Origin of the sequence: Streptomyces sp. MI02-7b (genome assembly GCF_033793585.1) — a bacterium.
GTDB lineage: Bacteria > Actinomycetota > Actinomycetes > Streptomycetales > Streptomycetaceae > Actinacidiphila.
In genome coordinates, this window is the sequence record NZ_JARAWX010000008.1 from 301,463 (window position 1) to 328,071 (window position 26,609).

18 protein-coding genes and 1 pseudogene are annotated in these 26,609 nt (G+C 74.7%); 10 read left to right on the plus strand and 9 right to left on the minus strand.

Annotated elements, in window-relative coordinates; translation table 11 throughout:
• Position 1: 1 nt before the first annotated feature.
• Positions 2-1,846 carry a tetratricopeptide repeat protein gene (locus PV364_RS16310; protein ID WP_319660707.1) on the minus strand — a complete coding sequence of 615 codons (1,845 nt, stop codon included), beginning with the start codon at positions 1,844-1,846 and terminating at the stop codon, positions 2-4.
• An 80-nt stretch (positions 1,847-1,926) separates the two neighbouring features.
• The gene (gene sigJ, locus PV364_RS16315) at positions 1,927-2,844 is read right to left on the minus strand and encodes an RNA polymerase sigma factor SigJ (RefSeq protein WP_319660708.1); all 918 of its coding nucleotides are present in this window, start codon (positions 2,842-2,844) and stop codon (positions 1,927-1,929) included.
• Positions 2,845-3,114: 270 nt separating this feature from the next.
• On the opposite strand from sigJ, the gene PV364_RS16320 reads away from it, so the two are divergent.
• Positions 3,115-4,563 (plus strand): NCS2 family permease, encoded by a 1,449-nt coding sequence (locus PV364_RS16320; protein WP_319660709.1) that lies wholly within the window; start codon positions 3,115-3,117, stop codon positions 4,561-4,563.
• 486 nt (positions 4,564-5,049) lie between these two features.
• The gene (locus PV364_RS16325; protein ID WP_319660710.1) at positions 5,050-6,264 is read left to right on the plus strand and encodes an MFS transporter; all 1,215 of its coding nucleotides are present in this window, start codon (positions 5,050-5,052) and stop codon (positions 6,262-6,264) included.
• A 64-nt stretch (positions 6,265-6,328) separates the two neighbouring features.
• Here PV364_RS16325 and PV364_RS16330 read toward each other — a convergent pair whose 3' ends face one another.
• The 3 genes and pseudogenes from PV364_RS16330 to PV364_RS16340 form a co-directional block, all read right to left on the minus strand.
• Positions 6,329-8,185 (minus strand): glycoside hydrolase family 15 protein, encoded by a 1,857-nt coding sequence (locus tag PV364_RS16330; protein WP_319660711.1) that lies wholly within the window; start codon positions 8,183-8,185, stop codon positions 6,329-6,331.
• A 57-nt stretch (positions 8,186-8,242) separates the two neighbouring features.
• Positions 8,243-11,263: a tetratricopeptide repeat protein gene (locus PV364_RS16335; RefSeq protein ID WP_319660712.1), complete on the minus strand. Its 3,021-nt coding sequence runs from the start codon at positions 11,261-11,263 to the stop codon at positions 8,243-8,245.
• A pseudogene (locus tag PV364_RS16340) lies at positions 11,260-13,093 on the minus strand (HSP90 family protein). The gene PV364_RS16335 and the pseudogene PV364_RS16340 overlap by 4 nt, the downstream one beginning before the upstream one ends.
• 38 nt (positions 13,094-13,131) lie before the next feature.
• On the opposite strand from PV364_RS16340, the gene PV364_RS16345 reads away from it, so the two are divergent.
• From PV364_RS16345 to PV364_RS16360, 3 genes are all read left to right on the plus strand, one after another.
• Positions 13,132-13,332 (plus strand): hypothetical protein, encoded by a 201-nt coding sequence (locus PV364_RS16345; protein ID WP_319660713.1) that lies wholly within the window; start codon positions 13,132-13,134, stop codon positions 13,330-13,332.
• 420 nt (positions 13,333-13,752) lie between these two features.
• Entirely contained in the window at positions 13,753-14,277 is a 525-nt protein-coding gene (locus PV364_RS16355; protein WP_319660714.1) for a DUF1990 domain-containing protein, read from the plus strand.
• A 76-nt stretch (positions 14,278-14,353) separates the two neighbouring features.
• Positions 14,354-15,715: a GNAT family N-acetyltransferase gene (locus PV364_RS16360; RefSeq protein WP_319660715.1), complete on the plus strand. Its 1,362-nt coding sequence runs from the start codon at positions 14,354-14,356 to the stop codon at positions 15,713-15,715.
• Here PV364_RS16360 and PV364_RS16365 read toward each other — a convergent pair.
• On the minus strand, positions 15,669-16,850 hold the full coding sequence (locus PV364_RS16365; RefSeq protein WP_319660716.1) for a trans-sulfuration enzyme family protein: 1,182 nt from the start codon (positions 16,848-16,850) through the stop codon (positions 15,669-15,671). The two genes, PV364_RS16360 and PV364_RS16365, sit on opposite strands and share 47 nt — an antisense overlap.
• Before the next feature lie 59 nt (positions 16,851-16,909).
• On the opposite strand from PV364_RS16365, the gene PV364_RS16370 reads away from it, so the two are divergent.
• The 4 genes from PV364_RS16370 (at position 16,910) to PV364_RS16385 (ending at position 20,852) form a co-directional block, all read left to right on the plus strand.
• Positions 16,910-17,392, plus strand: coding sequence for an Lrp/AsnC family transcriptional regulator (locus PV364_RS16370; protein WP_319660717.1), 483 nt, complete (start codon positions 16,910-16,912; stop codon positions 17,390-17,392).
• Between the two features lie 48 nt (positions 17,393-17,440).
• On the plus strand, positions 17,441-19,114 hold the full coding sequence (locus PV364_RS16375; RefSeq protein WP_319660718.1) for a DUF885 domain-containing protein: 1,674 nt from the start codon (positions 17,441-17,443) through the stop codon (positions 19,112-19,114).
• 353 nt (positions 19,115-19,467) lie between these two features.
• Entirely contained in the window at positions 19,468-19,998 is a 531-nt protein-coding gene (locus PV364_RS16380; RefSeq protein WP_319660719.1) for a GNAT family N-acetyltransferase, read from the plus strand.
• Positions 19,999-20,051: 53 nt separating this feature from the next.
• A complete protein-coding gene (locus tag PV364_RS16385) occupies positions 20,052-20,852 on the plus strand; it encodes an ATP-grasp domain-containing protein (RefSeq protein WP_319660720.1) in 801 nt (266 codons plus the stop codon).
• A 413-nt stretch (positions 20,853-21,265) separates the two neighbouring features.
• On the opposite strand, the gene PV364_RS16390 is transcribed toward PV364_RS16385, so the two are convergent.
• Entirely contained in the window at positions 21,266-21,784 is a 519-nt protein-coding gene (locus tag PV364_RS16390; RefSeq protein WP_319660722.1) for a rhodanese-like domain-containing protein, read from the minus strand.
• Positions 21,785-21,878: 94 nt separating this feature from the next.
• On the opposite strand from PV364_RS16390, the gene PV364_RS16395 reads away from it, so the two are divergent.
• A complete protein-coding gene (locus PV364_RS16395) occupies positions 21,879-22,328 on the plus strand; it encodes an Lrp/AsnC family transcriptional regulator (RefSeq protein WP_319660723.1) in 450 nt (149 codons plus the stop codon).
• On the opposite strand, the gene PV364_RS16400 is transcribed toward PV364_RS16395, so the two are convergent.
• A complete protein-coding gene (locus PV364_RS16400; RefSeq protein WP_319660724.1) occupies positions 22,293-25,295 on the minus strand; it encodes an SMC family ATPase in 3,003 nt (1,000 codons plus the stop codon). The genes PV364_RS16395 and PV364_RS16400 overlap by 36 nt on opposite strands.
• A complete protein-coding gene (locus tag PV364_RS16405; RefSeq protein ID WP_319660725.1) occupies positions 25,295-26,455 on the minus strand; it encodes an exonuclease SbcCD subunit D in 1,161 nt (386 codons plus the stop codon). The genes PV364_RS16400 and PV364_RS16405 overlap by 1 nt, the downstream gene beginning before the upstream one ends.
• Between the last annotated feature and the right edge of the window lie 154 nt (positions 26,456-26,609).

Below are 26,609 nucleotides of genomic sequence, written 5' to 3' on the forward strand. Positions count from 1 at the left end.
ATCAGGCCTGCGCTTCGGCCTCGGCGTCGGCGTCGGCGTCGGCGGCAGGGTCTTCGGTCTCTATGGCGCGGACCACGTCGGCCGCCAGCGCCGCCACCTCGGGGATGACCCCCGGGGCGGCGAGGGCGAGATGGCACAGCGACCAAGTGAGCGTCACCACACGGGTCTTGCGGGCCTCCAGGGCGTCCAGGAGGCGGCGGGCCACCAACCGGGCCGCGTCCTCACGGGCCGCCGGGTCGACCCAGGCGGTGGCGACGATCGCGAGCGCGGCCGCCTCGCACACCCAGTCCTCTGCGCCCGCCAGCACGTCGGCCAGGAGCGCGCGGCGGCGGGAGACCGCCCACGGCTCGTCGGTGCGGTGGTGGGCGAGCCCCAGGCAGGCCCAGACCTGCACGGCGCGGATCCACAGGTCCGGGGCCTGCGCCGCGAGCGCCCGGCCGAGCTCGTCGTCGCGCGGGGCGGGCGGGTGGACCAGGACGCCCAGCAGGTCCGCCGGGTCGAGGCCGGACAGCACCACCGCGTCGTCGTAGGCGGCGGGCAGGTGCGGCCAGCCGTGCCACGCGACGCGGCGCACGGCCTCGGCCGCCTCGGGCGAGGGGGGCGGGACGGCGGGGCGGGCGGTGGTGCCCTCGTAAGCCCACAGTGGGGTGCTCACCGGGCGGGGCGGCACCCGCGGGTCCGGCTCGGGGACGTCCTGGACGTCGAGGGACGCGCGGGGGAAGGCCGTACGCAGGGCGAGCAGCGCGCTCGGGGGCTCCAGCGCGGACACGGTGAGAGCCAGTTCGGCGTCGGCGGCGACCGACTGCTCCAGGGCCTGGTGGAGCAGGCTGATGATCGCCTCGTTGCCGCCCGGTATCCAGTTCAGCCAGGGGCGGCCGCGGCCGAGCCGGGCCAGCAGTTCGCCGGCGTACTCGTGGTCCGGCGCGCCGCGCAGGTGGTCGGCGAGCGCGACGAGGTGCTGCGTGTCGCCGTCGATCGCGTGGCGCAGCGCGTGCGCGGCCGGGGCCGCCTTGGGGTGGCCTGGGTCGGCCGCGGCGGCGCGTTCCGCCCATTCCAGGCCCTCGGCCGGCCGGCCCAGTGTCTGCAGCAGTTCGGCGATGTCGATGTACAGGTCGAGGTCGGCGGGGTCGCGCCGCACCTCGCCCCGCCACACCTCCAGTGCCTGTTCGGGGCGGCCCGCGCTGCGCAGCGCGTACCCCAGCATGACGGCGGCGGGGTGGCAGGGCTCCAGGTCGTACGAGCGGGCGGCCCAGGCGACGGCTTCCTCGGCGCGGCCCATGCGGCGGGCGAGCGTGGAGCCGCACCACAGGAGCATGGTGTGGTCGGGATGGCGGGCGACGCTCGCGCGGACCAGGTCGAGCAGCGGCGTCAGGGGGGCGCGGTGCTCCTCGGCGACCGGGTCGGGCAACCGCGGGGCCACTCCGGCGGCGGCGCGGGCGACGGTGTCCGGGGCGACGAGTCCGGCGATGCCGGGGCGCCGCAGCCAGCCGATGTCCAGCCACGCGCGGTCCGGCTCGTGGCTCGCGCACTGGGCCAGCAGGGCCACGGCCTCGTCCCAGCGCCCCGCGACCGCGCACAGGTGGCCGCGCGCGGCGACCGTGCCGATGTACGCCCGCTTCTCCGGCTCGAACCAGTCCAGGGCCTTTGCCGCTCCCCCGGCGCGGGCGGCGAACTCCGCCAGCGCCTCGTGCGTCTCCGGCAGGCCGGGGTCCCGGGCGAGCGCGTCCTCCAAGTGGCGGGCCGCGTGCGTCAGATCACCGTCCGCCAGCGCGATGCGGGCGGTCGCCACCTCCCCCTCGGCCTCCAGCCGCTCAGCGTCCCCGCGTTCCCCGGACCGATCAGCCACCGCCAGCTCCCCACCCTCGCCCCTGCGCCGACTCCGGCACCCTAACCGGCCGTTCGCCCCCTCCCGGCGCGCGGGGGCGGTCAGAGGCGGTCGCTTTCGCTCAGGACGGGACCGGGGGATGCGACGCCGGTCAGCTTGCCGGGGTTGGTGAGCACGTAGACCGTCGTGACCAGGCCGTCGGTGAGTTCGAGGGAGATCACGGTGTGGGGCCTGCCGTGCGAGGTGAGGACCACGGACGGGACGCCGTTGACCTCGCGGAGGGTGAAGGACGGGTCGGGGACAGGGGTGGGCGCGATCGCGTGCAGGAAGCGGGCGACCTTGGCGGCCGTCTCGATGACGCGGCGCGGGGCCTTCTGCACGCCGCCGCCGTCGCCCACCAGGCGCACGTCGGGGGCGAGGAGGGCGAGCAGGCCGTCGATGTCGCCGCCGACGGCGGCAGCGAGGAAGCGTTCGGTGATCCTGGCGGTCTCGGCGGGGTCGGCGTCGTACCGGGCGCGCTTCTCCTCGACGTGCCGCCGGGCCCGTCCGGCCAGCTGGCGCACGGCGGGCTCGGCGCGGTCCAGGACGGCGGCGATCCGGGCGTACGGGTAGTCGAAGGCCTCGCGCAGCACGAAGACGGCGCGCTCCAGCGGTGACAGCGACTCCAGCAGCACGAGGACCGCGAGGGAGACGGACTCCGCGAGGACGACGCGTTCGGCGGTGTCGGGCACGGTGTGCGCGAAGTCGGTGGCGACCGGCTCGGGCAGCCACGGCCCCACGTACGCCTCACGCCGCGACTGCAGTTGCCGCAGGCGGTCGATGGCGAGCCGGGTGGTGACGGTCACCAGGAAGCCGCGCGGTTCGCGCACCGCCTCCCGGTCGGTGGCCGCCCAGCGCAGCCAGGCCTCCTGCACGACGTCCTCGGCGTCGGCGAAGCGGCCGAGCATGCGGTAGGCCACGCCGGTCAGGACGGGCCGGTGCTCCTCGAAGACCGCCGCGGCGGCCGTGTCGTCTCCCACCCTCCCATTCTCCCGTGCCGGGCCCGGCCCCGGCACGGCGGGGAGGCCGTGACGGCGAAGGGTGCGCCGGCGAAGGGTGCGCCACGCGGTCGTGCCGCGCCATGCGGCCCGCCGGCCGTACTCAGGTCAACGCCGTTCCTCGCCGCACTCGTTGAGCGGTACACATTCGTTAGCACAAGGAAACACTTCCAAAACCCGAACCGTCCTCCGGGCGTCCACAATCCCCCCAACCATCAGCAGGCCGACCGATCGCCGCACCCGAGGAGCACCATGTCCGCTCAGGCCACCGACGTGGCGCAGGGCTCACCGCCCGCACCGAGCAACCCACTTGACCGCTACTTCCGCATCGGGGAGCGCGGGTCGACCTTCGGCAGGGAGATCCGCGGTGGCTTCGCCACCTTCTTCACGATGGCCTACATCCTGGTGCTCAACCCGATCATCCTGGGCAGCGCGAAGGACAAGTTCGGGCACGCCCTGTCGACGGGTCAACTGGTCACCGCCACCGCACTGGTGGCGGCCGTGATGACCGTGATCATGGGTGTCGGCGGCAATCTGCCGCTGGCGATCGCGGCCGGCCTCGGTCTCAACGCGGTGGTGGCCTTCCAGATCGCGCCCCTCATGAGCTGGGACGACGCGATGGGCCTGGTGGTCCTGGAGGGCCTGCTGATCTGCGTCCTGGTGGTCACCGGGCTGCGGGAGGCGGTGATGCACGCGATACCCCAGCCGCTGAAACAGGCGATCAGCGTCGGCATCGGCCTGTTCATCGCCTTCATCGGGTTCGTCGACGCCGGTTTCGTCAGCCGCATCCCGGACGCCGCCAACACCACCGTCCCGGTGCAACTGGGCGGCACCGGCGCGCTGTCGGGCTGGCCGGTGCTGGTCTTCTGCCTCGGCGTGCTGCTGACGGTCGCGCTGCTGGCGCGGAAGGTGAAGGGCGCCATCCTCATCAGCATCGTGACCATGACCGTGGTCGCGATCGTCATCGACGCGCTGGCCGACATCAAGAGCTGGGGCCTGACCACGCCCAAGGTGCCGGACGACGTGTTCGCGGCGCCGGACTTCGGGCTGCTGGGCCATTTCAGTCTCTTCGGGGCCTTCGGCCGGATCAGCGCGATCACCGTGGTGCTGCTGGTCTTCACCCTCATCCTGTCGGACTTCTTCGACACCATGGGCACGGTCGTCGGCATCACCGCCGAGGCGGGGCTGCTGGACGAGGAGGGCAGGGTCCCGAACCTGGGCCGGGTGCTGCTGATCGACGGCGCCGCGGCGGTCGCGGGCGGCGCCGCCTCCGCCTCCTCCAACACCGCCTACATCGAGTCGGCGGCCGGCGTCGGCGAGGGGGCGCGCACGGGCTTCGCCAACCTCGTCACCGGCGGGCTGTTCGCGGTGGCGCTCTTCCTCAGCCCGCTGCTGACCATCGTGCCGCTCCAGGCGGCCGCGCCCGCGCTGGTCGCGGTCGGCTTCCTGATGATGACGCAGGTCAAGAACATCGGCTGGGACGACTTCGAGATCGCCCTCCCCGCCTTCCTCACGATCGCCGTGATGCCCTTCACGTACTCGATCACCAACGGCATCGGGGCCGGCTTCGTCGCCTACGTCGTGCTGAAGACCGTGCTGGGCAAGGCCAAGCAGGTGCACTGGCTGCTGTGGGCGGTCTCGGCGCTCTTCGTGGTGTACTTCGCGATCGATCCGCTGGAGCAGCTGCTCGGCGTGAAGTGACCTGCCCTGTCCGGCCACCGCGGGCGGCCGTCGCGCGGCGCAGGATCGCGCGGCGGCCGCGGCGGTGAAGACCCCGACCGGGACGGGGGCCCCCGGTCGGGGCCGCTGGCCGGGCCGGCGCTTCTCGCGACGGCCCGTATCTGTTCGAACTACGGGCGGACCGCCGTAGTTCCCGCTCCGGCCCGGGCGTCCGGTGTGAGGTGCGGCACCCGCCGCGGACGGCTCGCCGCCGCCGTACCGAGGGGCCGCACGGCCCGGGCCGTCCCGGGTTACGGGCAGCTGTCGGTCATCCGTACGGCGGTTTGCACCGACGGGGGCCGCGCCGGCATTCGGTCTCAATTCGGCAACGACAGGTTTGAGTTGCATACACCCCCTTAACGGGGCACCTGGGTGCTTGATACACATGGTTGCGCGTTCCTGTCCGTCGACGGTCGCCCCTCCCCCACGCTTGCTCGCCGAGTCCTCGGCCGTCCATCAGGAACGCCCATGTCTTCGCGGACCGCGCCCTCGCGCGCCCTGCTGCCGCTCGTCGCCCTCTTCTGCGCCGGCTACCTCGCCCCGTACCTCATGCCGACCCTCGTCGGCCGGCTCTCCGGCGGGCTCGCGCTGAGCGGTTCGCAGGCCGGGGCCGTCGGCAGCGCGCTGCTGCTGGCCTCCGCCTGCGCCGGGTTCGTCCTGGCCTCGCGGGTCGACCGGATCGGCCGGGCACGGCTGGCGCGACGCGGTCTGCTGCTCGTCGCGGGCGGGTTCGCGACGGCCGCGGCCACGCACCACGTCGCCCTGGTGGTGGCCGGCTGCGTCGTCGGCGGCTTCGGGTCCGGCACGTCGACGGCGGTGGCCGCCGTGGGCATCTCCAGGCAGCGGGAACCGCACCGGGTCACCGTGCTCGGCCTGCTGGCGACCTCCGCGGTGGCCGGCGCGCTCTACCTCGTGCTGCCGTCGCTCGGCGGCGGTCACGCACTGCCGTTCACGGCGATCGCGGCCACGGCCCTGCTCGTCCTCCCGCTCACCCGGTGGCTGCCGGCGGCGCCCGTCGTGCCGTCACGGTCCGGGGCCGCCGGACCGCTGCCGCACCGGCGCTCCGGGATGGTCCTGGCGGTGTCGATGCTGTGCTGGTCGCTCGCGCAGAACGCACTGTGGGGCGTGAGCGGCCGTATCGGGCTGGACCGGGTCGGACTGTCGGAGGCGGCGCTCGGCGTGGTCTTCGCGGTGGCGCTCGGCGGCGGGCTGCTCGGGGTCACAGCGGCGGGCGCGCTCGGCCCGAGGCTCGGCCGCGCACTCCCGCTCGGCGCGGGGACGGCGCTGATCGCCGCCTGCGTGGTGGTCAGTTCCTCGGCGCGCGAGGCGTCGGCCTTCGCCGCGGGCGAGGTGCTGTGGAACACGTTCTACCCGGTGGTGCTCTCCTACGCGATCGGCCTGGCCGCCGCACTGGACGGCCGCGGCCGGTGGGCGGTGTACGCCGGCTCCGCCTCGTCCCTGGGCGTGGCGTGCGGCCCGCTCACCGGTGCCGTGCTCGGCGCGCGGCTCGGGTTCCCGGCCATGGGCGGTGTGCTGGCCGGTCTGCTCCTGGTCGCCGCCGTGCCGCTCACCGCCGTCGCCCTCGGCTCCGCCGCGGGCGGCCGCGGGCGCGTCGCGGTGGCCGTCCGGCGCCGCAGGAGCGCCGCCGTCGCGGCCCGCTCGGAACTCGGCCGGGCCGCCTGACGGGCTCGCCGGCCGGCCCGCACCGTCGACCCCGGCACCGTCGACCCCGGTACCGTCGGCCGGGTCAGCCCAGTGCCTTGTCGAGGTTGAAGGCCGCGCTGATCAGGGCGAGGTGGGTGAAGGCCTGCGGGAAGTTGCCGCGCTGCTCGCCGGTGCGGTCGATCTCCTCGGCGTACAGGCCCACGTGGTTGGCGTACGTGAGCATCTTCTCGAAGGCCAGGCGCGCGTCGTCGGCGCGGCCTGCGCGGGTGAGGGCCTCCACGTACCAGAACGAGCAGATGGAGAACGTGCCCTCCTCGCCGCGCAGTCCGTCCGGGCTCGCCATGGGGTCGTACCGGTAGACCAGGGAGTCCGACACGAGGTCCTTGCCGAGCGCGTCGAGGGTGGACAGCCACTTGGGGTCGGTCGGCGAGATGAACTTCGCGAGCGGCATCATCAGCACGGACGCGTCGAGCACGTCCTCGCCCTCGCTCTGGGTGAAGGCGCCGCGCTTCTCCGACCAGCCCTCGCGCATGATCCGCCGGTAGATCGCGTCCCGGGCCCCGCACCAGCGGACGTGGTTGGCGGGCAGCCCGCGGTGGTTGGCCATGCGGATGGCCCGTTCGATCGCCACCCAGCACATCACCCGCGAGTAGAGGAAGTTCTTGCGGCCGCCGCGGGTCTCCCAGATGCCCTCGTCGGGCTGGTCCCAGTTCTTCACGACCCAGTCGACGATCCCGCAGACGGTGTCCCAGTGGGCGCTGGAGATCGGCGCGCCCCACTTGTCGTAGAGGTAGAGCGAGTCGATCAGCTCTCCGTAGATGTCCAGCTGCAGCTGGCCGACCGCGCTGTTGCCGATCCGGACCGGCGCCGAGCCCCGGTAGCCCTCCAGGTGCGGGAGCTCGTGCTCGGGCAGTTCGGTGCGGCCGTCGATGCCGTACATGATCTGCAGCGGGCCGTCGCACGGCCCGGCCGTGCCGTCGCAGGGACCGAGGGCCACCCGCTCGGACAGGAAGCCCATGAAGGCCTCGGCCTCGTCGGTGAACCCCAGCCGCAGCAGGGCGTAGACGCAGAAGGCGGCGTCGCGGATCCACACGTAGCGGTAGTCCCAGTTCCGCTCGCCGCCGATGCGCTCGGGCAGGCTGGTGGTGGGCGCGGCCACGATGGCCCCGGTGGGCGCGTACGTGAGCAGCTTGAGCGTCAGCGCCGAGCGGTGGACCATCTCCCGCCAGCGGCCCCGGTAGCGCGACTTGGCCAGCCAGCGGCGCCAGTAGCGCACGGTGGCCTCGAACTGGTCCTCGGCCTCGGTCAGCGGGCAGCCGCGCAGTTCGACGCCCTCGGCGATCTGGTCCAGCGCGAAGACCGCCGTCTCGCCCTCGGAGAGTTTGAACTGCGCCCACACGTCGGTGCCGTCGGTCTCCATCTGCACTCCCGAGGTCAGCGAGAGCGTCTGGACAGCGGATTCGAAGATCGCCTGCACGCCGTGGATGTGCGTGGTGTGCGGCACCGTGCCGTAGACGAAGCGCGGGGCGACGCGCACCCGGAACGGCAGCATCCCGCGGACGCAGACCACCCGGCGGATCAGCCGGTGGCGGCCCTCGTCGTCCGAGTCGTCCACGACCGGCATGAAGTCCTGGACCTCGCCCATTCCCTCCTCGGCGAAGAAGCGGGTGATGAGGACATTGGTGTCCGGGAAGTAGAACTGCTTGGTCAGGGCCGGCACGTCGGCGGCCAGCTCGAAGCTGCCGCCGCGGTCGGCGTCGAGGATCGACGCGAAGATGCTGGGCGCGTCGAACCGGCCGCAGCAGTACCAGTCGATGGTGCCGTTGGTGCCGACCAGGGCGGCGCTGCGCAGGTCCCCGATGAGTCCGTGGGCGGCGATCGGCAGGTACCGGTCGCCGCCCGCGGCTGCGGACGGGGACGCGAGGGCTTCTGCTGTCACGGTGGCCTCCTCGGTCGCCGGGCGAACCGGATTAAGCGACAAAAGCCACCATTCAGACTAGTCCCCCTGGGCGTCCCCGCTCTCGCTGTGCTCTGCGGCCGCCACGGATCCGGCCCGCGCGGCGGCGTCGTGATCGCGGTGACCGCTCGGGGCGTCCTCGTGGTCCTGGTCGTCCTGGTCGTCGTGGTCCGTGTACTCGAGGACCGCGTGCGCCTCGGCGACCCGTCGTTCGGCGACGGCGCCCTCCCGCCCCTCGTACGCGGCCAGCACCTCCCGGGCACGGGCCACCGCCCGCCCGGGCAGGCCCAGATCGGCTTCCAGCCAGGCCGCCATGAGCTGGGCGGCGCTGCGGTCGTCGCCCGGATCGAAGGTGGCCACGGCACGGTCGGCGAAGGCCAGGCCCTCCTCGTACGCGGCACGGGCCGAGCCGTCGTCCTCCCCGTCCCCCGGCTCGTGGGCACAGGCCCGGACGACCAGCTCACCGCTCTGCCGGTACGTCCCGGCCAGCTCCGCGCGCAGATGGCGTGCCTCGTCCGCGTCACCGGCCGCCGTCGCGGCCGCCAGTGCCGCCTCGCCCTCGGCCACGGCCCGCGCCATCAGGACGCGGCCCTCGGCGACGCCGCCCCGGCCGTCGCGCAGGGTGATCCAGGCGCGGGCCCGCAGCGTCCTGACCACCTGCGCCGGGCGGTCCAGGCCGCGCCACAGCTCCTCGGCGCGGACGTAGGCGCGGACGGCCTCGTCGGCCAGGCCGGCCCGTTCCAGGCAGTCGGCGGCGAGATGGGCGAGGACGGCGTGGTCCCGCTGCTCCTCCCAGCCCTTGGCGATCTCCGCGGCGAGCAGGAACTGTTCCGCGGCGGCACGCGGCTCGCCCAGGTCCCCCAGGCTCTCCCCCAGCCACCAGCGGGCCTGGACGACGCGTCCCTCGTGGTGCACGGCCTCCAGGTCCGGCAGCGCCGTCTCCAGGACGGTGGCCGCCTCGGACGGCCGGCCCTGCCGCAGCCGTGCCCCGCCGAGGACGAGCCGCGCCCAGGCGCCCAGGCCCTCGGCCTGCCCGCCCTCGTCCGCCCAGTGCGCGCCCTCCAGGGCGTGCTCGGCCGCCTCGGCGTGCCGGTCGCCCGCCGCGAGGGCCGCGGCGAGGACGGTGTGCAGGTGAGCGCGCTGCACGGGGTCGAAGTGGGCGTCGCCGTGGTCGAGCGCGGCGCGGGCCGACGACGCGGCGGTGGCGTGGTCGTCGCACTGCAGGGCGAGGTCGGCGAGCATCGCCTCCGCCTCGGCCGCGTACCAGGGCAGCGCGGCCTCGTGCCGGAGCCGGGCGGCCCGGCCGAACAGCGCCGCGGCGGTCGCCGTGTCGCCGCGCGAGGCGGTCAGCCGGGCCTGCAGGACGACGGCGTCCGCGAGCCGGGAGGCCATGCGCTCCGCGTCGCGGTACTCCTCGGCGAACGCGACGATCCGGGCGACCTCCTCCTCGGTCTCCGGTCCGGGGTCCCGCAGCCGGATGCGGGCCAGCAGCGCCCCGCTGAGCTGGCGCGGCGTCGCACGCCCGGCGGCGTGCAGCGCGCGCAGGGCGTCGCAGGCGGTGTCGAACGCGGCCAGTGCCTCGTTCGTGGGGTCCGCGAGGGCGGCGGCGCAGGCGGCCCGGGCCCGGCAGGCAGCGGCCTCACCGGGGTCGCCCGCGGCCTCGAAGAGCCCGGCCGCGGCCGCGAAGAGCGGTACGGCCGTGCCGGGGTCCTCGAAGGCGTCGATGCCGGCGTGGTCGGCGATCTCCGCCCGGGCCCGGTCGTCGAGCTCCGTCCCGGTGCGCTCGGCGGCGCGGGCCAGCGCGGCCCAGGCGGCACCCGCACCGGGGTGCTGGGTCTCGGTGAGCCGCCGCGCCGCGGCCAGCAGGGCGGTCGTGTCGTCGGGCGCCGCCGCCGCGGACTCGGGAACCGGGGCGCTCGGCGGCCGCTCCGGCGTCGCCAGGCGCTGCGCCCGTACGCCCAGCGGGAGCCGGTCCACCAGCGGGGTCCTGTCGAGCCGCTCGCGCATCCGGCGGCCGACCGCGTCCGTGCCGTTGCGGGCGTCGAAGCGCGCGGCGATCGCGCCGGCCTCGCGCTCGGCATGGGTGAGCAGTTCCCCGGCGGACCAGGTGGCGCCGGAAGGGCCCGGGACGGGACGGCCGGCGTGGCCGAGGGCGACGAGGCGCCGCATGACCAGTGCGGTGGCCGCCAGGAAGTCCATCCGGGCGTCGGGGTCGCCGGTGTCGGTGAAGTACGCGGGGTGCTCGGCGAGGATCTCCAGGGCACGGGCCTCGTTGCCGGTCAGCGCGCAGAACTCGACATGGCTGCTGACCGCGCCCCGCATGCTGTCCATGGACCGCACCATGCGGTAGCCGCGCAGGTGGTGGGCGCGCGCCTCGTCGAGCCGGCCGAGCCGGACCAGGGGCAGCAGGGAGCCGGCCAGTACATTGTGCGGTTCGTGGGCGCAGGTGTGCACGCCCTGGAGGACGGGACCCCAGGTGGCCACGGCCTCCGCGTCCTGGCCGCAGTCCACCTGCCAGACGCCCTGGCCGTGCAGCTCGCAGGCGTGGCAGTCGGCCATGGCGTCGCGGTCGGCGGCGAGCCAGGCGGTGAAGGCGGCCTGCGCGCGCCCGGTGTCACCGAGGTGCCGAGCGATCCGGAAGTCGCCCTGGCGCACGGCGCGTTCGGAGTGCCCGGCCAGCCGGTAGCGGTGCTCCATCTCGCGCTGCCACTTCTCGATGGAGGCGAGCGGGACGTCGGGCTGGTCGAGCATCCCGCCCGCGACCCACTTGAAGATCCAGTGCAGTTGGCCGGTGTTCGTGCCGTCGAAGTCGCCGGGCCGCTCGTCCCACATGCGCAGCAACCGGGCGAAGGGCACGAAGAACTTGTTCCGCTCGCTGCTGTACGCGTAGGCGCTCGCGAGGTTGAAGAGCGCGTCGAGGAGCAGCGGGGTGTCACCGGTGGCCTCGGCCTCGGCGACGAGGCGCTCCGCCCCGGCGTTGCGGGCGCGGCCCTCGGGCTCGTCCCGGTTGTGGGCCAGGGAGCGGCGCACGGCCGCGACCTCCGGGTCCTGGGGGCTCATCGGCCGTCCTCCTTCTCGGTGTCGGCGGTGTCCGGGGTCTCCGTGGACCGGGCGGCCCAGTGGAGCAGGCCGAGGAAGGCACGGTTGAGGAGCGCGGAGTCGGCCGGGCGCAGCGGGCGCTGCGCCATCAGCAGCGCCTGCCCGTACAGCGCCTCGGCGGCGGTGCCGGCGAGTTCGGCGTCCCCGAAGCCGCTGATCCGCCGGACCAGCGGGTTGAGGTGGTTGAGCACCAGCCGGGCCCGCGGCGCTCCGCCGCGCAGGGCGCCGAGGATGCCGGCCCACAGGTCGTCGGCCTGCCCCTCCTCCTCGGCGCGGGCGCGTTCGTGCCGGGCGTTCCGGTCGTCCAGGTGCAGGGCGGGAACGGTCACGGGGTGGAAGGCGCGCAGGCTCACGTCGCAGCCGAGCGCGTCGAGCCGGGCGCGGGCGGCGGTCAGGAACCCCGACAGCGCCAGTTCCTCGGCGGGGTCGACGGCGTCGAGGTGGGCGGTGACGGTGTCGGCGTCGAGTTCGGCGACGGAGGTGCCCGGCCGGACGGTGGGCAGCAGTTCCACCAGGTCGGCGTCGTAGGTGTAGCCGCCGTTGACGACCCCGATGCCCTGGGCCGCGGCGATCGGCGCGACCTGCCGGAACTCCTCGACGGTGCGGGTGAAATGGACGACGGGGTGGCGGCGGGCGAACTCCTCGAGCGACACCTGCCCGTCGGTGGTCTCGAAGGGCAGCCACGGCAGCATCGTCCGCAGCATGTCCGCGTCGTGCCGGGCCCAGCGCCTTGACGCCGAGGTGGTGCACGGCCAGGAACTCGGCGAGCCGGCCGGGGTCCTCGGCGGCCAGGCCGGTCAGCCACGCACGGATGCGTTCGCCCAGCGCCTCGCGGACGGCGGCCAGGGTCTCGTCGGCGTACAGGCTCTCGCGGGAGGCGGTCGGCCGCAGGCTGTCGGTGTCGATGACGCACCGGACGAAGAACGCCCAGTCGGGCAGGAGGTCGTCGGCCCGGTCGGTGAGCAGCATGCCCTTGAGGTGGACGCGGTGCCCGGCGCGCTGCGCGGGGCTGACGGCCGCGGGCAGCACGTAGCCGACGCCGCGCACGCCGGCGAGCGGGACGTCGAGGTCGATGACGTCCAGCGGGCTGAAACCGAACCGCTGGTGGCAGTGCCGGGCCAGCGCCACCCTGCGCGCGGCGGGGCCGGGGTGCGGGGCCTCCCACACCGGGGGCCGTTCGGTGACGGGGGCGCCGTCCACCCGCACGTCGTACGGCAGCAGCGACCCGAAGTCCCTGGCGAGCGCGAGCACGCGCTCCCCGGTGAGCCACTCGCCGCTGCCGGGCCGGGCGGTGAGGTGCACGGTGGTGCCGGGCTCCGGGCGGGCCTCGTCGGGCAGCGTGCGGACGGTGTAGGACCCGTCGTCCCGGGCGGTCCACTCCACGGGCGGCGCGTCCGGTGTGCGGGCGGAGCGGCTGACGACCCGGATCCGCTCGGCGACCACGAAGCAGGCGAGCAGGCCGATGCCGAACTGGCCGAGGAACTCCGCGCGGGCGGACTCCAGTCCGTCGCGCTTGGAGCTGCGGCCGATGGTGGCCAGCAGGTTGTGCACATCGGCCTCGGTCAGGCCGATGCCGGTGTCCTCCACGCGCAACCGCTCGCCGTCGGCGAACAGCTCGACGCGCGCGGGCGCCCCGGGCTGCTCTGCACGCCGCGCCGTGATGGCGTCGACGCCGTTCTGGAGCAGCTCTCGCAGGTAGACCCTGGGGCTGGAGTAGAGGTGGTGGGAGAGGAGGTCCACCAGGCCGCGCAGGTCGACCTGGAAGGTGTGCGGTGTCTCGTCTGCAGTCATCGTGTCTGCGCCGGCAAGGCCCCGGAGGGCGGCGCGGGTTGGGCGATCTGGTGATCGCGGCCGCCGAATGCCGCACATCGTACGGCTGTGCGATCCGGGACGACCAGCGGTTTCCGTGGGCGCGTGCCGGCGTGCGGACCGGCGGGGCGCAGTCGGCCGGCGTCGGCGACGACGAGGTGCCGGGCGGTTTTTCACCGGTCGTTCGGACCGACGGCACACGGCGCGAGCAGGAACGGTGACGGACACTCAACGGCCCACACGGTCACGGACTTCGGAGGTCAGGACGGGACACGGAACGGAGAGCGGCGTCGGGCGGCGCGCAGTGCTGCGGGGCGGTCTCGCCGCATCGGGGGCGTTACTGGTGCCGGCGACGGTGGCCGCTCCCGCGCCGGCCCTCTCGGGGCGGCCGGCGGCGACGTCCGGCGTGCAGAGCGGTGACGTGACGGCGACGGGCGGTTCGGTGTGGGTGCGCTCGGACCGTCCGGGGCGCATGGTCGTGGAGACCTCCGCGACCGGGTCGTTCCGCGACGCGCGCCGCTGGGCCGGCCCGCTGGCCGGCCCGGACCTTAGGGCGTTGGCATTCGCAAATCCCCCAGGCAAGAGGGCGAATTCGCGCCTCGTCGGGGCGGCGCACCGCACCGGGCGGTACATATGGGGCCGTGACGAACGGACTCACCTACGACCACGTCGGCATCACCCGGGACCCCGGCGCGGCGCTCCCGCCCGGCTTCCGGCGGCTGCGGGAGCGCACGCGGCTCGGCGACGGCCCGGACGTGTACGCGGCGGCCGAGCGGGCCCTGTTCGGCTGGCGCATGCACCGTGCGACAGGGCTGCGGGTCCCCGCGGGCACCCCGGACGCCGCACCGGGGGTGCGCGTACGGCTGCGGATCGGCCCGCTGAGCGCGCCGTGCGAGGTGGTGTGGGCCGAACACGGTCCGGAGCGGGCGGGATTCGCGTACGGAACGCTCGCCGGCCACCCGGAACGCGGCGAGGAGTCGTTCGTCGTCCGCCGGGAACCGGACGGCTCCGTGTGGCTGGATGTCACGGCCTTCAGTAGACCCGCCACGTGGTACATGGGTCTACTGGGCCCCTTGGGACACGTCACTCAGCGTGTCGTCGCACGCCGGTACGGACGGTGCCTGCGCCGATTGTCGCAGGATGAAACTATTGAAAAGGGGAGTTAACCGACATGGGACACCCTTTACCCGTCGGTCACAACGCGTTCGTGATCGCGCAACACGTCTTCGGCATGGTGTTTGCATGCCAGATCTGACGTATGCCACGACCAACCCCCGTCGGCATCGCCATCATTGGCGGCGCGACGTCGTCGAGCTCGCCGCGCTCTTCGTCGCGGTGGCGACGGCCGACCTGATCGCCAACCTTGTGGGGCACGGCCCGGACGGCCCCGTCCTGCTGTGCGCCTCGGCCGCCGCCCTGATCGCGACGGCCGGGTTCCACACGTGGTGGGCGCGCCGCCACAGCCATGCGCCACCGGACGGCGGTACCGCCGGTACCGGGGCGGCGGAGCTGGGGGAAGGCTCCGCCGCCGCCACCGGTCCGGACGCCGGGACGACGCTGTGGCGCATGCGGACCACCGTGCGCGACACGCCCGGCAGCCTTGCCGCCGTGACCACGGCGCTGGCCGCCCGGGCCGTGGACATCCTGACCCTGCAGACGCACCCGCTGACCGACGGGACCGTCGACGAGTTCCTGCTGCGCGCCCCCGCGGACCTGCCCGCAGGGGAACTGACCCGCGCCGCGGGCGCCGCCGGCGGCCGTGACACCTGGATCGAGCGGGCCGACGCCCACGACCTCGTCGACACTCCGACCCGGATGCTGACCCTGGCCACGCGCACCGCGATGGACGCGGCCGAACTCCCTTTGGCGCTGCGCCAGTTGTTCGGACGCTGCACCATAAGGTCCACCCCGCCCGGCCGGCCCGGCGGCGACCTCGCCGAGGACACCCTGCAGGAGACCGTCATGCGGCTGCGCGACCCCGCCGGAGGGACGATCACCGTGGAACGCCCCTATCTCCCCTTCACCCCGACCGAGTTCGCCCGCGCCCGCGCCCTCGTCGAGCTGGACGACCGGCTGGGCGTGCGGGTCCCCGAGCAACGGGACGTCCTGACCCTGCCCGAGGGCAACGAGATCACCGTCCGGCGCGCCGGCCCCGAGGACCTCGCGGCCGCCCGCGAACTCCACGAGCGCTGCTCACCGGCCACGCTGGCCCACCGGTACCACGGCCCGGTCTCCGACGTGGACCGCTACCTGAACCACCTGCTCAGCCCGCGCTTCGGCCAGACCCTCGCCGTCCAGACGGTCTCCGGGCGCGTCGTCGCCCTCGCCCACCTGCTGTGGGACGGCGACGAGACGGAGGTCGCACTGCTCGTCGAGGACGCCTGGCAGCGCCGCGGCATCGGGCTGGAACTGCTGCGCCGACTGGTCGCCCAGGCCGTCGAGGCCGAGTGCGAGCGCGTGTACGCGGTGACCCGGGCGACCAACACCGGGATGATCGCGACGATGCGCCGCCTGGCCCTGCCGCTGGACTACCAGGTCGAGGACGGCACGCTGGTCATCACCGCGACGCTGTCGCCGGCCGAGGCGAGCGCTCCGCTGCGCTGAGCGCCCGGTCCAGGTCGTCCCACAGGTCGTCGAGGTCCTCCAGCCCCACCGACAACCGCAGCAGCCGGTCGCTGACGCCCGCGCCCTGCCGGTCGTCCTCGTCCACGATGCGGTGGCTGATCGAGGCCGGGTGCTGGATCAGGGTGTCGACGCTGCCGAGGCTGACCGCCGGGGTGATCAGCCGCACCCCGGCGATCACCTCGTGCGGGTCGCCCTGCACCTCGAAGGCGATCATGGCGCCGCCGATCCGCGGGTAGTGCACCCGCGCCACCCGCGGGTCCGCCGTCAGCCGCTCCACCAGGGCGGCCGCCGTCGCCGACGCGGCCCGCACCCGTACCGGCAGCGTGGACAGCCCGCGCAGCAGCAGGTACCCGGCGAGCGGGTGGAGCACGCCGCCGGTCGCGAAGCGCACCTTGCGGAGCACGCGGGCGAACTCCTCGTCGCAGGCGACGACCCCGCCCAGCACGTCGCCGTGCCCGCCGAGGTACTTGGTGGCGCTGTGCAGCACGATCCGGGCACCGCTCTCCAGCGGGCGCTGCAGGACGGGCGTGGCGAAGGTGTTGTCGACGAGCAGCGGCACCGTGCCGCAGGAGTGGGCCACCGCGCGCAGGTCGACCTCGGCCAGGGTCGGGTTGGCCGGGGTCTCCACGATCACCAGGGCGGTGTCGGGCCGGATGGCGTCGGCGATGCCGGCCGGGTCGGTCCACGTCACCTCGGTCCCCAGCAGCCCGCCCGTCAGCAGGTGGTCGCTGCACCCGTACAGCGGGCGCACGGCCACCACGTGGCGCAGGCCCATGGCGGCGCGGGCCAGCAGCGTGGCGGTGAACGCGGCCATGCCACTGGCGAAGGCGACCGCGGCCTCGGCACCCTCCAGGCGGGCCAGCGCCGTCTCGAAGCGCGCGACGGTGGGGTTGTCCAGCCGCGAGTAGACCGGCGACCCCTGCAGCGCGGCGCCCGTGGCGGCGAAGTCGTCCAGCCGGGCGGCCTCGGCACGGCTGTCCCGGGACGGGTAGGTGGTGGACAGGTCCAGGGGGACCGCGTGCAGGCCGAGGTCCGTGAGGTCCTCGCGGCCCGCGTGCACGGCCTCGGTGGCGAGGGCACGGGAACGGGATGAGTGCTGGGCTGTCGTGTCCATGGCCCGATGCTGAACAGCTACCGGTCCGTAGTGGTGATCGCCCGTGTTAATTTCGGCCGGTGTCCGATTCTGTGCTTCTGGATCCGGTCGACCTGGAAATTCTGCGCCTGCTGCAAAACGATGCCCGGACGACCTACCGTGACCTCGCCGCCGCCTGCGGGGTCGCGCCCTCCACTTGTCTGGACCGGGTCAACCGGCTGCGCCGCACCGGGGTGATCCTCGGCCACGAGCTGCGGGTCGACCCCGCCCGGCTCGGACGGCCCCTGGAGGCGCTGCTGTCGGTCCAGGTCCGGCCGCACCGCCGGGAGCTGATCGGCCCGTTCGTGGACCGGGTGCGGGCGCTGGCCGAGTCGCGGTCGCTCTTCCACCTCACCGGACCGGACGACTACCTCGTCCACGTCGCCGTCGCGAGCACCGGCGACCTCCAGCGCCTGGTCGTCGACGAGTTCACCTCGCGTCCCGAAGTCGCCCGCGTCGAGACCCGGTTGATCTTCCAGCACTGGGACTGCGGGCCGCTGCTCCCGCCCGCGTCAGCAATATGATCCGCAATGGTGATGACGCGGCAGGGCGCTCCGTACCAGGATGTGACCATGTCCGACACCACCAGCAGCGCACTGCCCCGCACGGTCGCCGACGCCTACGTCGACGCGGCCGCCGAACTCGACCCCATCACCGCCACGTATTTGGGCGTCCGGACCGGGCAGGACCGGCTCCCCGACTTCTCACCGGCAGGCCACGAAGCCCAGGCGGACCTGGCCCGGCGCACCCTGGCCGCCCTCGACGCCGCCGAGGTGCCGGACGACGACGAGCGTCGCTGCGCCCGGCTGCTCCGCGAGCGGCTCACCGCCGAACTGGCGGTCCACGAGGCCGGCGAGAACCTGCGCGCCGTCAGCAACCTGCACTCCCCCGTGCACTCCGTCCGCGGCGTCTTCATGCTGATGCCCACCGAGACCGACGAGGACTGGGCCGCCGTCGCCGCCCGGCTGCGGGCGGTACCGGAGGCCCTGGCGGGCTACCGGGCCTCGTTGGAGGAGGGCCTGGACCGCAAGCTGCCGGCCGGGCCGCGCCAGGTCGCCACCGTCGTCGTCCAGCTCGGCGAGTGGCTGGAGGACGAGGCGGGCAGCTGGTTCACCCAGTTCGTCAAGGACGGCCCGCAGTCGCTGCGTACCGACCTGGACGCGGGCGCCGCCCTGGCCACCGGCGCCGTGGCCGCGTTGCGCGACTGGCTGCGCGACACCTACGCCCCCGCCGTCGAGGGGACATCCGACGCCGTCGGCCGGGAGCGCTACGCCACCTGGGCGCGCTACTGGACCGGCTCCGACCTCGACCTGGACGAGGCCTACGCCTGGGGCTGGGAGGAGTTCCGCCGTATCGAGGCCGAGATGCGCGCCGAGGCGGAGAAGGTGCTGCCCGGGTCCACCCCCATGGAGGCGCTCGCCCACCTCGACGAGCACGGCGAGGCCGTCGAGGGCGTCGACGCGGTGCGCGAGTGGCTGCAGGCCCTCATGGACGAGGCCATGAGCGCGCTCGACGGCACGCACTTCGACCTCGCCGATCCGGTGAAGCAGGTCGAGTCCCGCATCGCCCCGCCCGGCAGCGCCGCCGCCCCCTACTACACCGCGCCCTCGCTCGACTTCTCCCGGCCGGGCCGCACCTGGCTGCCGACGCTGGGCCGCGAGCGCTTCCCGGTCTGGGACCTGGTCAGCACCTGGTACCACGAGGGCGTCCCCGGCCACCACCTCCAGCTCGCCCAGTGGGCCTACGTCGCCGACCGGCTCTCCCGCTACCAGGCGACCCTCGGCCAGGTCAGCGCCAACGCCGAGGGCTGGGCCCTGTACGCCGAGCGCCTCATGGACGAACTCGGCTTCCTCACCGACCCGGGCCGCCGCCTGGGCTACCTCAACGCCCAGATGCTGCGCGCCACCCGCGTGATCCTCGACATCGGCATGCACCTGGAACTGCGCATCCCGGACGACAGCCCGTACCGGCCCGGCGAGACCTGGACCCCGGAGCTGGGCCGCGACTTCTTCGGTGCGTACAACGGGCTCAGCGCCGCCATGCTCGACAGCGAGATCATCCGCTACCTCGGCATGCCCGGCCAGGCGATCGGCTACAAGCTCGGCGAGCGCTCCTGGCTCGCCGGCCGGGCGGCCGCCCGAGCGGCCCACGGCGACGCCTTCGACGCCAAGGCCTGGCACATGGCCGCGCTGTCCCAGGGCTCCCTGGGCCTGGACGACCTCGTGGACGAGCTGTCCCGGCTCTGACCGTTCCCGTCCGGCGGCGGTCCCGTACCGCCGCCGGACGGCGGCCTGAAGCGGTGTGGCGGATTCCGTCGAGTGACTGTCCGGTAACGCCCTGTTGACGGGACGCGGGGCGGATAGGCTGCCCATATGGGGGTGTTGCTCGACTTCTGCGCGGATCCGCCGTGCCGTCGCGACGCGACCGCGGCGGCGGGGACGGACGCCGTCCGGGTACCCGGCGTCCGCAGGACCCGTGGGTTCCGCAGGACGTCCCGGCCGCCCGACCGGGGCGGCCGCAGAGCGCCTTCCGACCCGTGTCCACGCCGCCCGCGCCGCGTCCGCGGCACTGCCGGTCCCCGAAAGAACGGTGCCACCCGATGATCCCGCACGCCTGCCATGACGAGGGCCGCCTGGTGCTCACCCACGGCCGGATCGTCCTGCGCGAACAGCTCCCCCAGGAGGCGGCCCGGCTCGCCGACGGCAAACCGGCCGGCTTGTCGTGGATCGACGGCGGTCCCGGCGAGGGCACGATCATCGCCGCGGGGATGATCACCATCGCGGCGGCCGCGGGGGTCTACGCGCCCGGGTGGGGACTGTTCGTGATCCAGCGGTCCGAGGACGGCCTCGCCCTCGGCGGCATAGGGTTCCACGGCCCGCCGTCCGTCGACGACAGGGTCGTCGAGATCGGCTACGACCTCTCGGAGTCGGCGCGCGGCGCCGGCTGGGCCACCGACGCCGTCCGCGTCATCTCGCACTGGGCGCTCACCCGCGCCGAGGTGCGCACGGTGCTGGCCACCACCGACCCCGCGAACCGGCCGTCGCAACGGGTGCTGGAGCGCGCGGGCTTCGGGCGGGTCGCGGACCGCGACGCGCAGCGGGCTTACGAACTGCGGCTGCGCGCCGCCTGACCGGCCGGTAAACGGGTGTCGCCGGGCGCTTCCCCGGGGCATCATCGACGACCGTGAACACCTCGGCCCGTACGCTCTTCCTCTCGCCCCGCACCACGGCCACCGGCCGTGCGCTGGCGTCCGCCGCGCACCGGCGCGGCATCCCCGTGCACACCCTGCGGGAGTGGCGCGTGCCGGCCGAGCTGATGGACGTGCCCGGACCGTCCCTGTACGCCGGCCCGCTGTTCGCCGACGCGGTCGCGGGCGATCTGCGCCTGGCCCTGCTGGAGGCGGACGCCGACTGGCTCGCCCGCCTGCCCCAGGAACTGACACGGCGTCATATCGCCTTCGCCACTGTCGCGGAAGCGCGCCGCCTGCGTCGGCCGGCCTTCGTCAAGCCGCCCAACGACAAGAGCTTCCCGGCCCGGGTCCACCGGGACGGCAGCGGACTGCCGGGCCCGGACGCGGTGGACGACGACGTACCGGTGCTGGTCAGCGACATCGTCACCTTCGGCGCGGAGTACCGGCTCTTCCTGTGCGACGGGGAGGTGCTGACGGGCAGCCGGTACGCGACCGGCGGCGACCTGGACGTCGCGCCGTTGGACGCCGACCCCGCTCGGGACGAGGTCCTGGACTTCGCCGCACGCCTGTTCGCGCCCGGGGTGCCCGAACTGCCCTCCGCGATCGTCGTCGACGTCGGCTGCGTCGCGGGGAAATGGGCCGTGGTCGAGGCCAACGCGGCCTGGGCGAGCGGGCACTACGCCTGCGACGAGGACGCCGTGCTCGACGTGGTGCTGCGCGCCGCCGCCCCGGCGGCGGAGCCCGCACCGCCCGACGCACGCTTCCGGCGGCCCGTCGCCTCCGTCGTCCGCTGAAGGGCACGTCGGCAGCGGCGGGACGAGATTCCGGTCGCGGCTGCCGGGGTCGCGGCCTCCCGGCCGTGCGTGACGTGCGTGACGCGCCGCCGGACGCCTCACTCGGGCGGCGGATCCTGACCCGACTGGGCACGCTGCCTGCGACCCGCCGCATCCGCCGCCCCTGAACGCCGCACGCGCAGCCGCGGGCCGAGGCCCGGACCTCGGCCCGCGGCTGCTCCCGTCCGTGCCGCCCGGACCTGTCCGCCGGCTTCGACACCCGCCGCGTCCGCCGCACGATGGAACTCCCCGGCATGACAGGCCGGCCCCACCGCGCAGCACCCGGAACCGCCGTTCCCCCGACGGGCCGCCCGAACGGCCGCGCTCAGGCGTGGTCGGCACCCGCCACGTCCACCCGCCGCCGGAACGGCGGCTCAGCAGCCGCAGTCGCCCGCGGCGACGGGGGCCGTGAGCGGGTCGGCGGGGCGTCGCTCATCGCCCGCGGCCGTCTCGTAGGCGAAGCCCTCGCGGATCCAGTACTCCATGCCGCCGAGCATCTCCTTCACCTGGTAGCCGAGTTCGGCCAGCGCGAGCGCGGCACGCGTGGCGCCGTTGCAGCCGGGGCCCCAGCAGTGGACGACGACCGGGACCGCGGGGTCGAGGAGGGCGGGCGCCTCTCGGGGGATCCGGCCGGTCGGCAGGTGGACGGCGCCGGGAACGTGCCCCTGCTCCCACGCTTCGGTGGAGCGGGAGTCGATGAGCACGAAGCCCGGGTCTGCGCCGGTGGCGGCAGCGGCCAGCGCCGCGGCGACATCGGCGACGTCGGCGTGGAAGGCGAGGCTCGCGGCGAAGTACGCCGCGGCCTCGGAGGGCACGGCGGGCGGCACCCGCAGCACGGGGTTGTCGGTACCGGGGGCGACCGGGCTTCCGGGACGTGCGGAGGTCTGTGTCATGGTCAGGAATCTACGGTCGGGAGTCCCCACCCGGAAGGCACGTTCCCCGGCACCGCGCTTGTCCTGCCGGGGAATCCCCTGCTAGACACCGTCCATGACCGTGGAATCCCTTGACGCGACCGATTGGCGCATTCTGGACGCCCTGCAGCGCGACGGGCGGGCCAGTTACGCCGAGCTCGCCAGGGCGGTGGCCATGTCGGCCAGCGCCGTGACCGAGCGCGTACGCAGGCTGGAGGAGGCCGGGGTGATCACCGGCTACTCCGCGGTGATCGACCTCGACCGGATCGGCCGTCCGATCCTCGCCTTCGTACGGCTGCGCTACCCGCACGGCAACTACAAGCCGTTCCACGACCTGCTGGCCTCCACGCCCGAGGTGCTGGAGGCGCACCACGTCACGGGCGACGACTGCTTCGTCATGAAGGTCACCGCCCGCTCGATGCGTCACCTGGAGGAGGTCACCGGCCGTATCGGCGGGCTCGGTTCGGTGACGACGAGCGTCGTCTACTCCTCACCGCTCGCCCGCCGCGCGGTGGCGCAGGGATGAACCGCCCTGCCCCTTGACCACCTGGAGCTGCGCGGGGATGCGCTGCCGCAGGTCGGCGACGTGGCTGACGATGCCGACCGCGCGGTCCCGTTCGCGCAGCCCGTCGAGCACGTCCAGCACCTCGTCGAGGGTCTGCTCGTCGAGGCTGCCGAAGCCCTCGTCGATGAAGAGGGTGTCCAGCCGGGCCCCGCCCGCCTCGTCGGTCACGACGTCGGCGAGGCCGAGCGCCAGGGCGAGGGAGGCGAAGAAGGTCTCGCCGCCGGACAGGGTGGCCGTGTCGCGTTCGGTACCCGTCCAGGCGTCGACGGCCATCAGGCCGAGGCCCGACTTGACGCCCCGTGAGGCCCGCGCGTCGGTGTGGACGAGCGTGTACCGGCCGGAGGACATCCGTTGCAGGCGAACGCTCGCGGCGGCCGCCACCTGCTCCAGGCGGGCGGCGAGCACGTAGGTCTCCAACTCCATCCGCAGCGTGTTCTCGCCGGCGCCGGTGGCCAGGTCGGCCAGCCGGCGCAGCCGCGCGTACTCGGCGCGGGCAGGGGCCAGTTCGCGGGTACGGGTCAGCGCGGCGGCGCCGAGGCGGTCGAGGGCGGCGCAGGTGCTGCGGGCCGCGTCCTGACGGGCCGTGGCCCCGCGCAGCCTGTGTGTGGCGTCCTCGACGGCGCGCCGGGCGCCCTCGGGGTCGGCGGGCGGCAGCCCGGCCGCCTCCGCCACGTCCAGTGCGGTCAGTTCCGCGGTGACGGCGGCCTCCTCGCGGCGGCGCTCCTCCGCCCGCTGACGCAGCCGCTGCACCTCGGCCGACGGCAGCAGCGCCGCGGCGGCGGCCTCGGGAGTGTCGAACCCGGCGCGGTAGGCGGCGTCGGCGAGGTCGGCGTCGGCGTCCTTGAGCGCACGGGCGGTGTCCTGTTCGGCGCGGGCGGCCGCGGGCGCGGCCGCGATCCGCTCGGCCTGCTCCGCGAGCCGGTCGCGGCGTTCGGCGACGGTCGCGAATGCGCCGCGCGCGCGGGCCAGTTGCCCGGTGAGCGCACTGTGCTCCTGGTCCAGCACCTCGCGGCGGGAGGTGACGGAGGCGACCCGGCTCTCGGCCTCGTGTCGCAGCCGGGTGCGCCGGGTGTGCTCCGCGACGGCCCGGTCGAGGGCCTGCCGGGCCTCGGGCAGCGCGGCGGCCTCGGCGGACGCCTCGCGGCAGGCGCGCTCCAGTTCGGCGTGGGCGGCGGCCAGCTCGGCCTCGGGCGTCCGTCCCGCCTCGGTGGCGGCGGCGTCGCGGGCGGCGGTGACGCGGGCGACCTCTGCCTGGGCGCTCTCGCGGGCGTCGGCGGCCTCCTGGTGGGCGGTCTGGGCGGCCTCCTCCTCGGCGCGGCCGACCTGCCGGTCCGAGGGCCGGGCCGGGTGCGGGTGCTCGGTGGCGCCGCAGACCAGGCATCCCTCGCCGTCCCGGAGCCGGGCCGCCAGTTCGGCGGCGATGCCGTTGATGCGCGCCTCGCGGACGTCCTGCCAGTGCTCGCGGGCGTCGGCGGCGGCCTCCCGCGCAGCCCGCAGGCGCTCCTCGGCAGCGCCCAACTCCCTCTCATGGGCATCGCGTTCACGGGCGGCGCTCAGCCTGCGGCGGGAGGAGTCGAGAGTGCCCGCCAGCTCGGCGGCGCGGGTCGCGGCGGCCTGGGCGGTGTCGATACGGCGCTCGTGCCCGAGACGTACCCGCTCCCAGTCCTCCAGCCAGGCACCGGCGTCGGCGATCAGCTGCTCGTCGGCCCCGGTCTCGCGCTCCAGCCGGGCGCGTTCGGCGACGAGTTCGGCCGCGCGGTGCTCGGCGCGGCCGGCCTCGGTGAGGCCGCCGAGTTCCTCGCGCAGTCCGTTCCCGTACGCGGTGAGCTGGTCGGCACCGGCGCCGGTGAGCTCCGCGGGCAGGTCCGCGCGGGCGGCGCGCTCCTGCTCGGCCGCGCGACGGTGCCGGACGGCGGCGCGGTCCCGCAGTTCCAGCGCGGGCCCCACGGTCTCGGCCCGGCGGGCGGTCTCCAGCACCGCCTCCTCGCTGTCACGGACCTCGCTCTGTTCCTCGAGGGCGGCGGCGCGGCGCATGGCCGCCGCGTGCCGCCGCTGGAGCGTGTGCAGTTCGCGCACGTCCTCGGCCGCGCGCTGGGCCGCGGCATGCGCCGTCTCGGCCGCGGTGGTGGCCAGGTCGGAGACGGCGGCCTGCTCGTGGGCCGTCGCCCGCAGGACCGCCGCCCACTGCAGCACGTGCGGGGCGAAGTCGGGATGCCCGGCGCCCGCGCCCTCCGGCAGCCAGTCCTCCAGGCGTTCGGAGCCGTCGCCGGCGGCCTGCTGCATCCCGTGGGCGAGCCGCAGCAGCTCGTCGTCGCCTTCCCGCACCCGCGACTGGGCGGCGTTCCGCTGCGCCTTGAGCCATTCCTCGGCCGCCTTGAACCGCCGGGTGTCGAAGAGCTTCCCGAGCAGGGCGGCGCGGTCGGTGGCGGTGGCCCGCAGGAAGGTCGCGAACTCGCCCTGCGGCAAGAGCACGACCTGGCAGAACTGCTCGCGGCTCATGCCGATCAGCCGCAGCAGCTCCTCCCCCGCCTCCTGGTGGGACTTGCTGAGCGCGCGCCACTGTCCCGCCGACTGCTCGCGCAGCAGCGTGACGGCCTTCTCCATGGTGAAGCCGCTGCCGCGCTTCTTCGGGCGCGGCTGCTCGGGGCGCCGGGTGACCTCCAGCCGCCGGCCGCCGACGGTGAGGTCCAGGACGACCTCGGTCGGTGTGTCGGGACCGGCGTGGTCGCTGCGCAGCCGGTTGCCGGGCCGGCTGCCGGGAACGCCGCCGTACAGGGCGTAGCAGACGCCGTCCAGCACGGAGGTCTTGCCGGCGCCGGTCGCGCCGTGCAGCAGGAACAGCCCGGCCGAGGACAGCTCGTCGAAGTCGACGGTGTGGCTGCCGGCGAAGGGGCCGAAGGCGGTCAGGGTCAGGCGGTGCAGACGCATCAGTCGGTCTCCGCGCGGGCGGCGTCGGTGCGGACCGCGTCCAGGGCGTCGCGCAGGACGGCCCGTTCGGCGGTGTCGGGGGCGGTGCCGCGTACGTGGGCCACGAAGTCCTCGGCGATCTGGCGGTCGGTCCGGCCGCGCAGGCGCTCGGCGTACGAGGCGAGGGGGTCGTCGTCCACCCGCTCGGGCTCGAAGGCGAGCGCGAGGGCGTGCGGGAAGCGCTCGCGCAGGCGGGCCATCGCGTCGTGCGGCCGGTACGGGTCGGTCAGGGTGACCTCCACCCAGGCGTCCGTGTGGCGCTCGCGGGCGGGGTCGGCCAGCAGGTCCTCGATGCGGCCGCGGATCCGGGCCAGCCGCCGCGGCACGGGGCAGTCGATCCGGTCCGCGGTCACGGAGCCGTCGGCGCCGAGGTCCACCAGCCACATGCTCTTGCGGTGGTCGGCCTCGGAGAAGGAGTAGGCCAGCGGAGAGCCGGAGTAGCGCACCCGCTCGGTGATCGTCTGGGAGCCGTGCAGATGGCCGAGGGCGACGTAGTCGACGCCGTCGAAGACCCCCGCGGGCACGGCGGCGACACCGCCGACGGTGATGTCGCGTTCGCTGTCGCTGGGCGTGCCGCCCGCCACGAAGGCGTGCGCCAGGACCACCGAGCGGGTACCGGCGGGGCGGGCGGCGAGGTCGGCGCGCACGCGCTCCATGGCGGCCGACAGCACCTCGGTGTGCCCGGCGCGCTCCATCGCGAACTCCTCGCGCACCAGGGCGGGTTCGAGGTAAGGCAGCCCGTACAGCGCGACCGGTCCGTGCGCGTCGGCGAGGACGACGGGGGTGGCGCAGCCCGCCGGGTCGGTGCGCAGGTGGATGCCGGCGCGGTCGATGAGGCCGGACGCGACGCCGAGCCTGCGGCCCGAGTCGTGGTTGCCGGAGATCATCACCGTCGGCACGCCCAGGTCGGCGAGCCGGTGCAGGGTCCGGTCGAAGAGCTCGACGGCCGGCAGCGACGGCAGCGCCCGGTCGTACACGTCCCCCGCGACGAGGACGGCGTCGACGTCCTCCGCGCGCACGGTGGCCAACAGGTGGTCGACGAACGCCGCCTGGGCGTCCAGCAGTCCGACCCGGTGGAAGGACCGCCCCAGATGCCAGTCGGAGGTGTGCAGCAGCCTCACCGCGGTTCTCCCGCCCGCATGTTCCGCTCCTCCGGCTCTCGTCCCGCATCCTCCGCAGGAGAACCGGTGTCCCCACCCTTCCCATGCGCTTCGCCGATCAGGCTATCCGCCACCAGTGACAACGCGGCGCGGGAGTCCGAATCCGGGCAATACC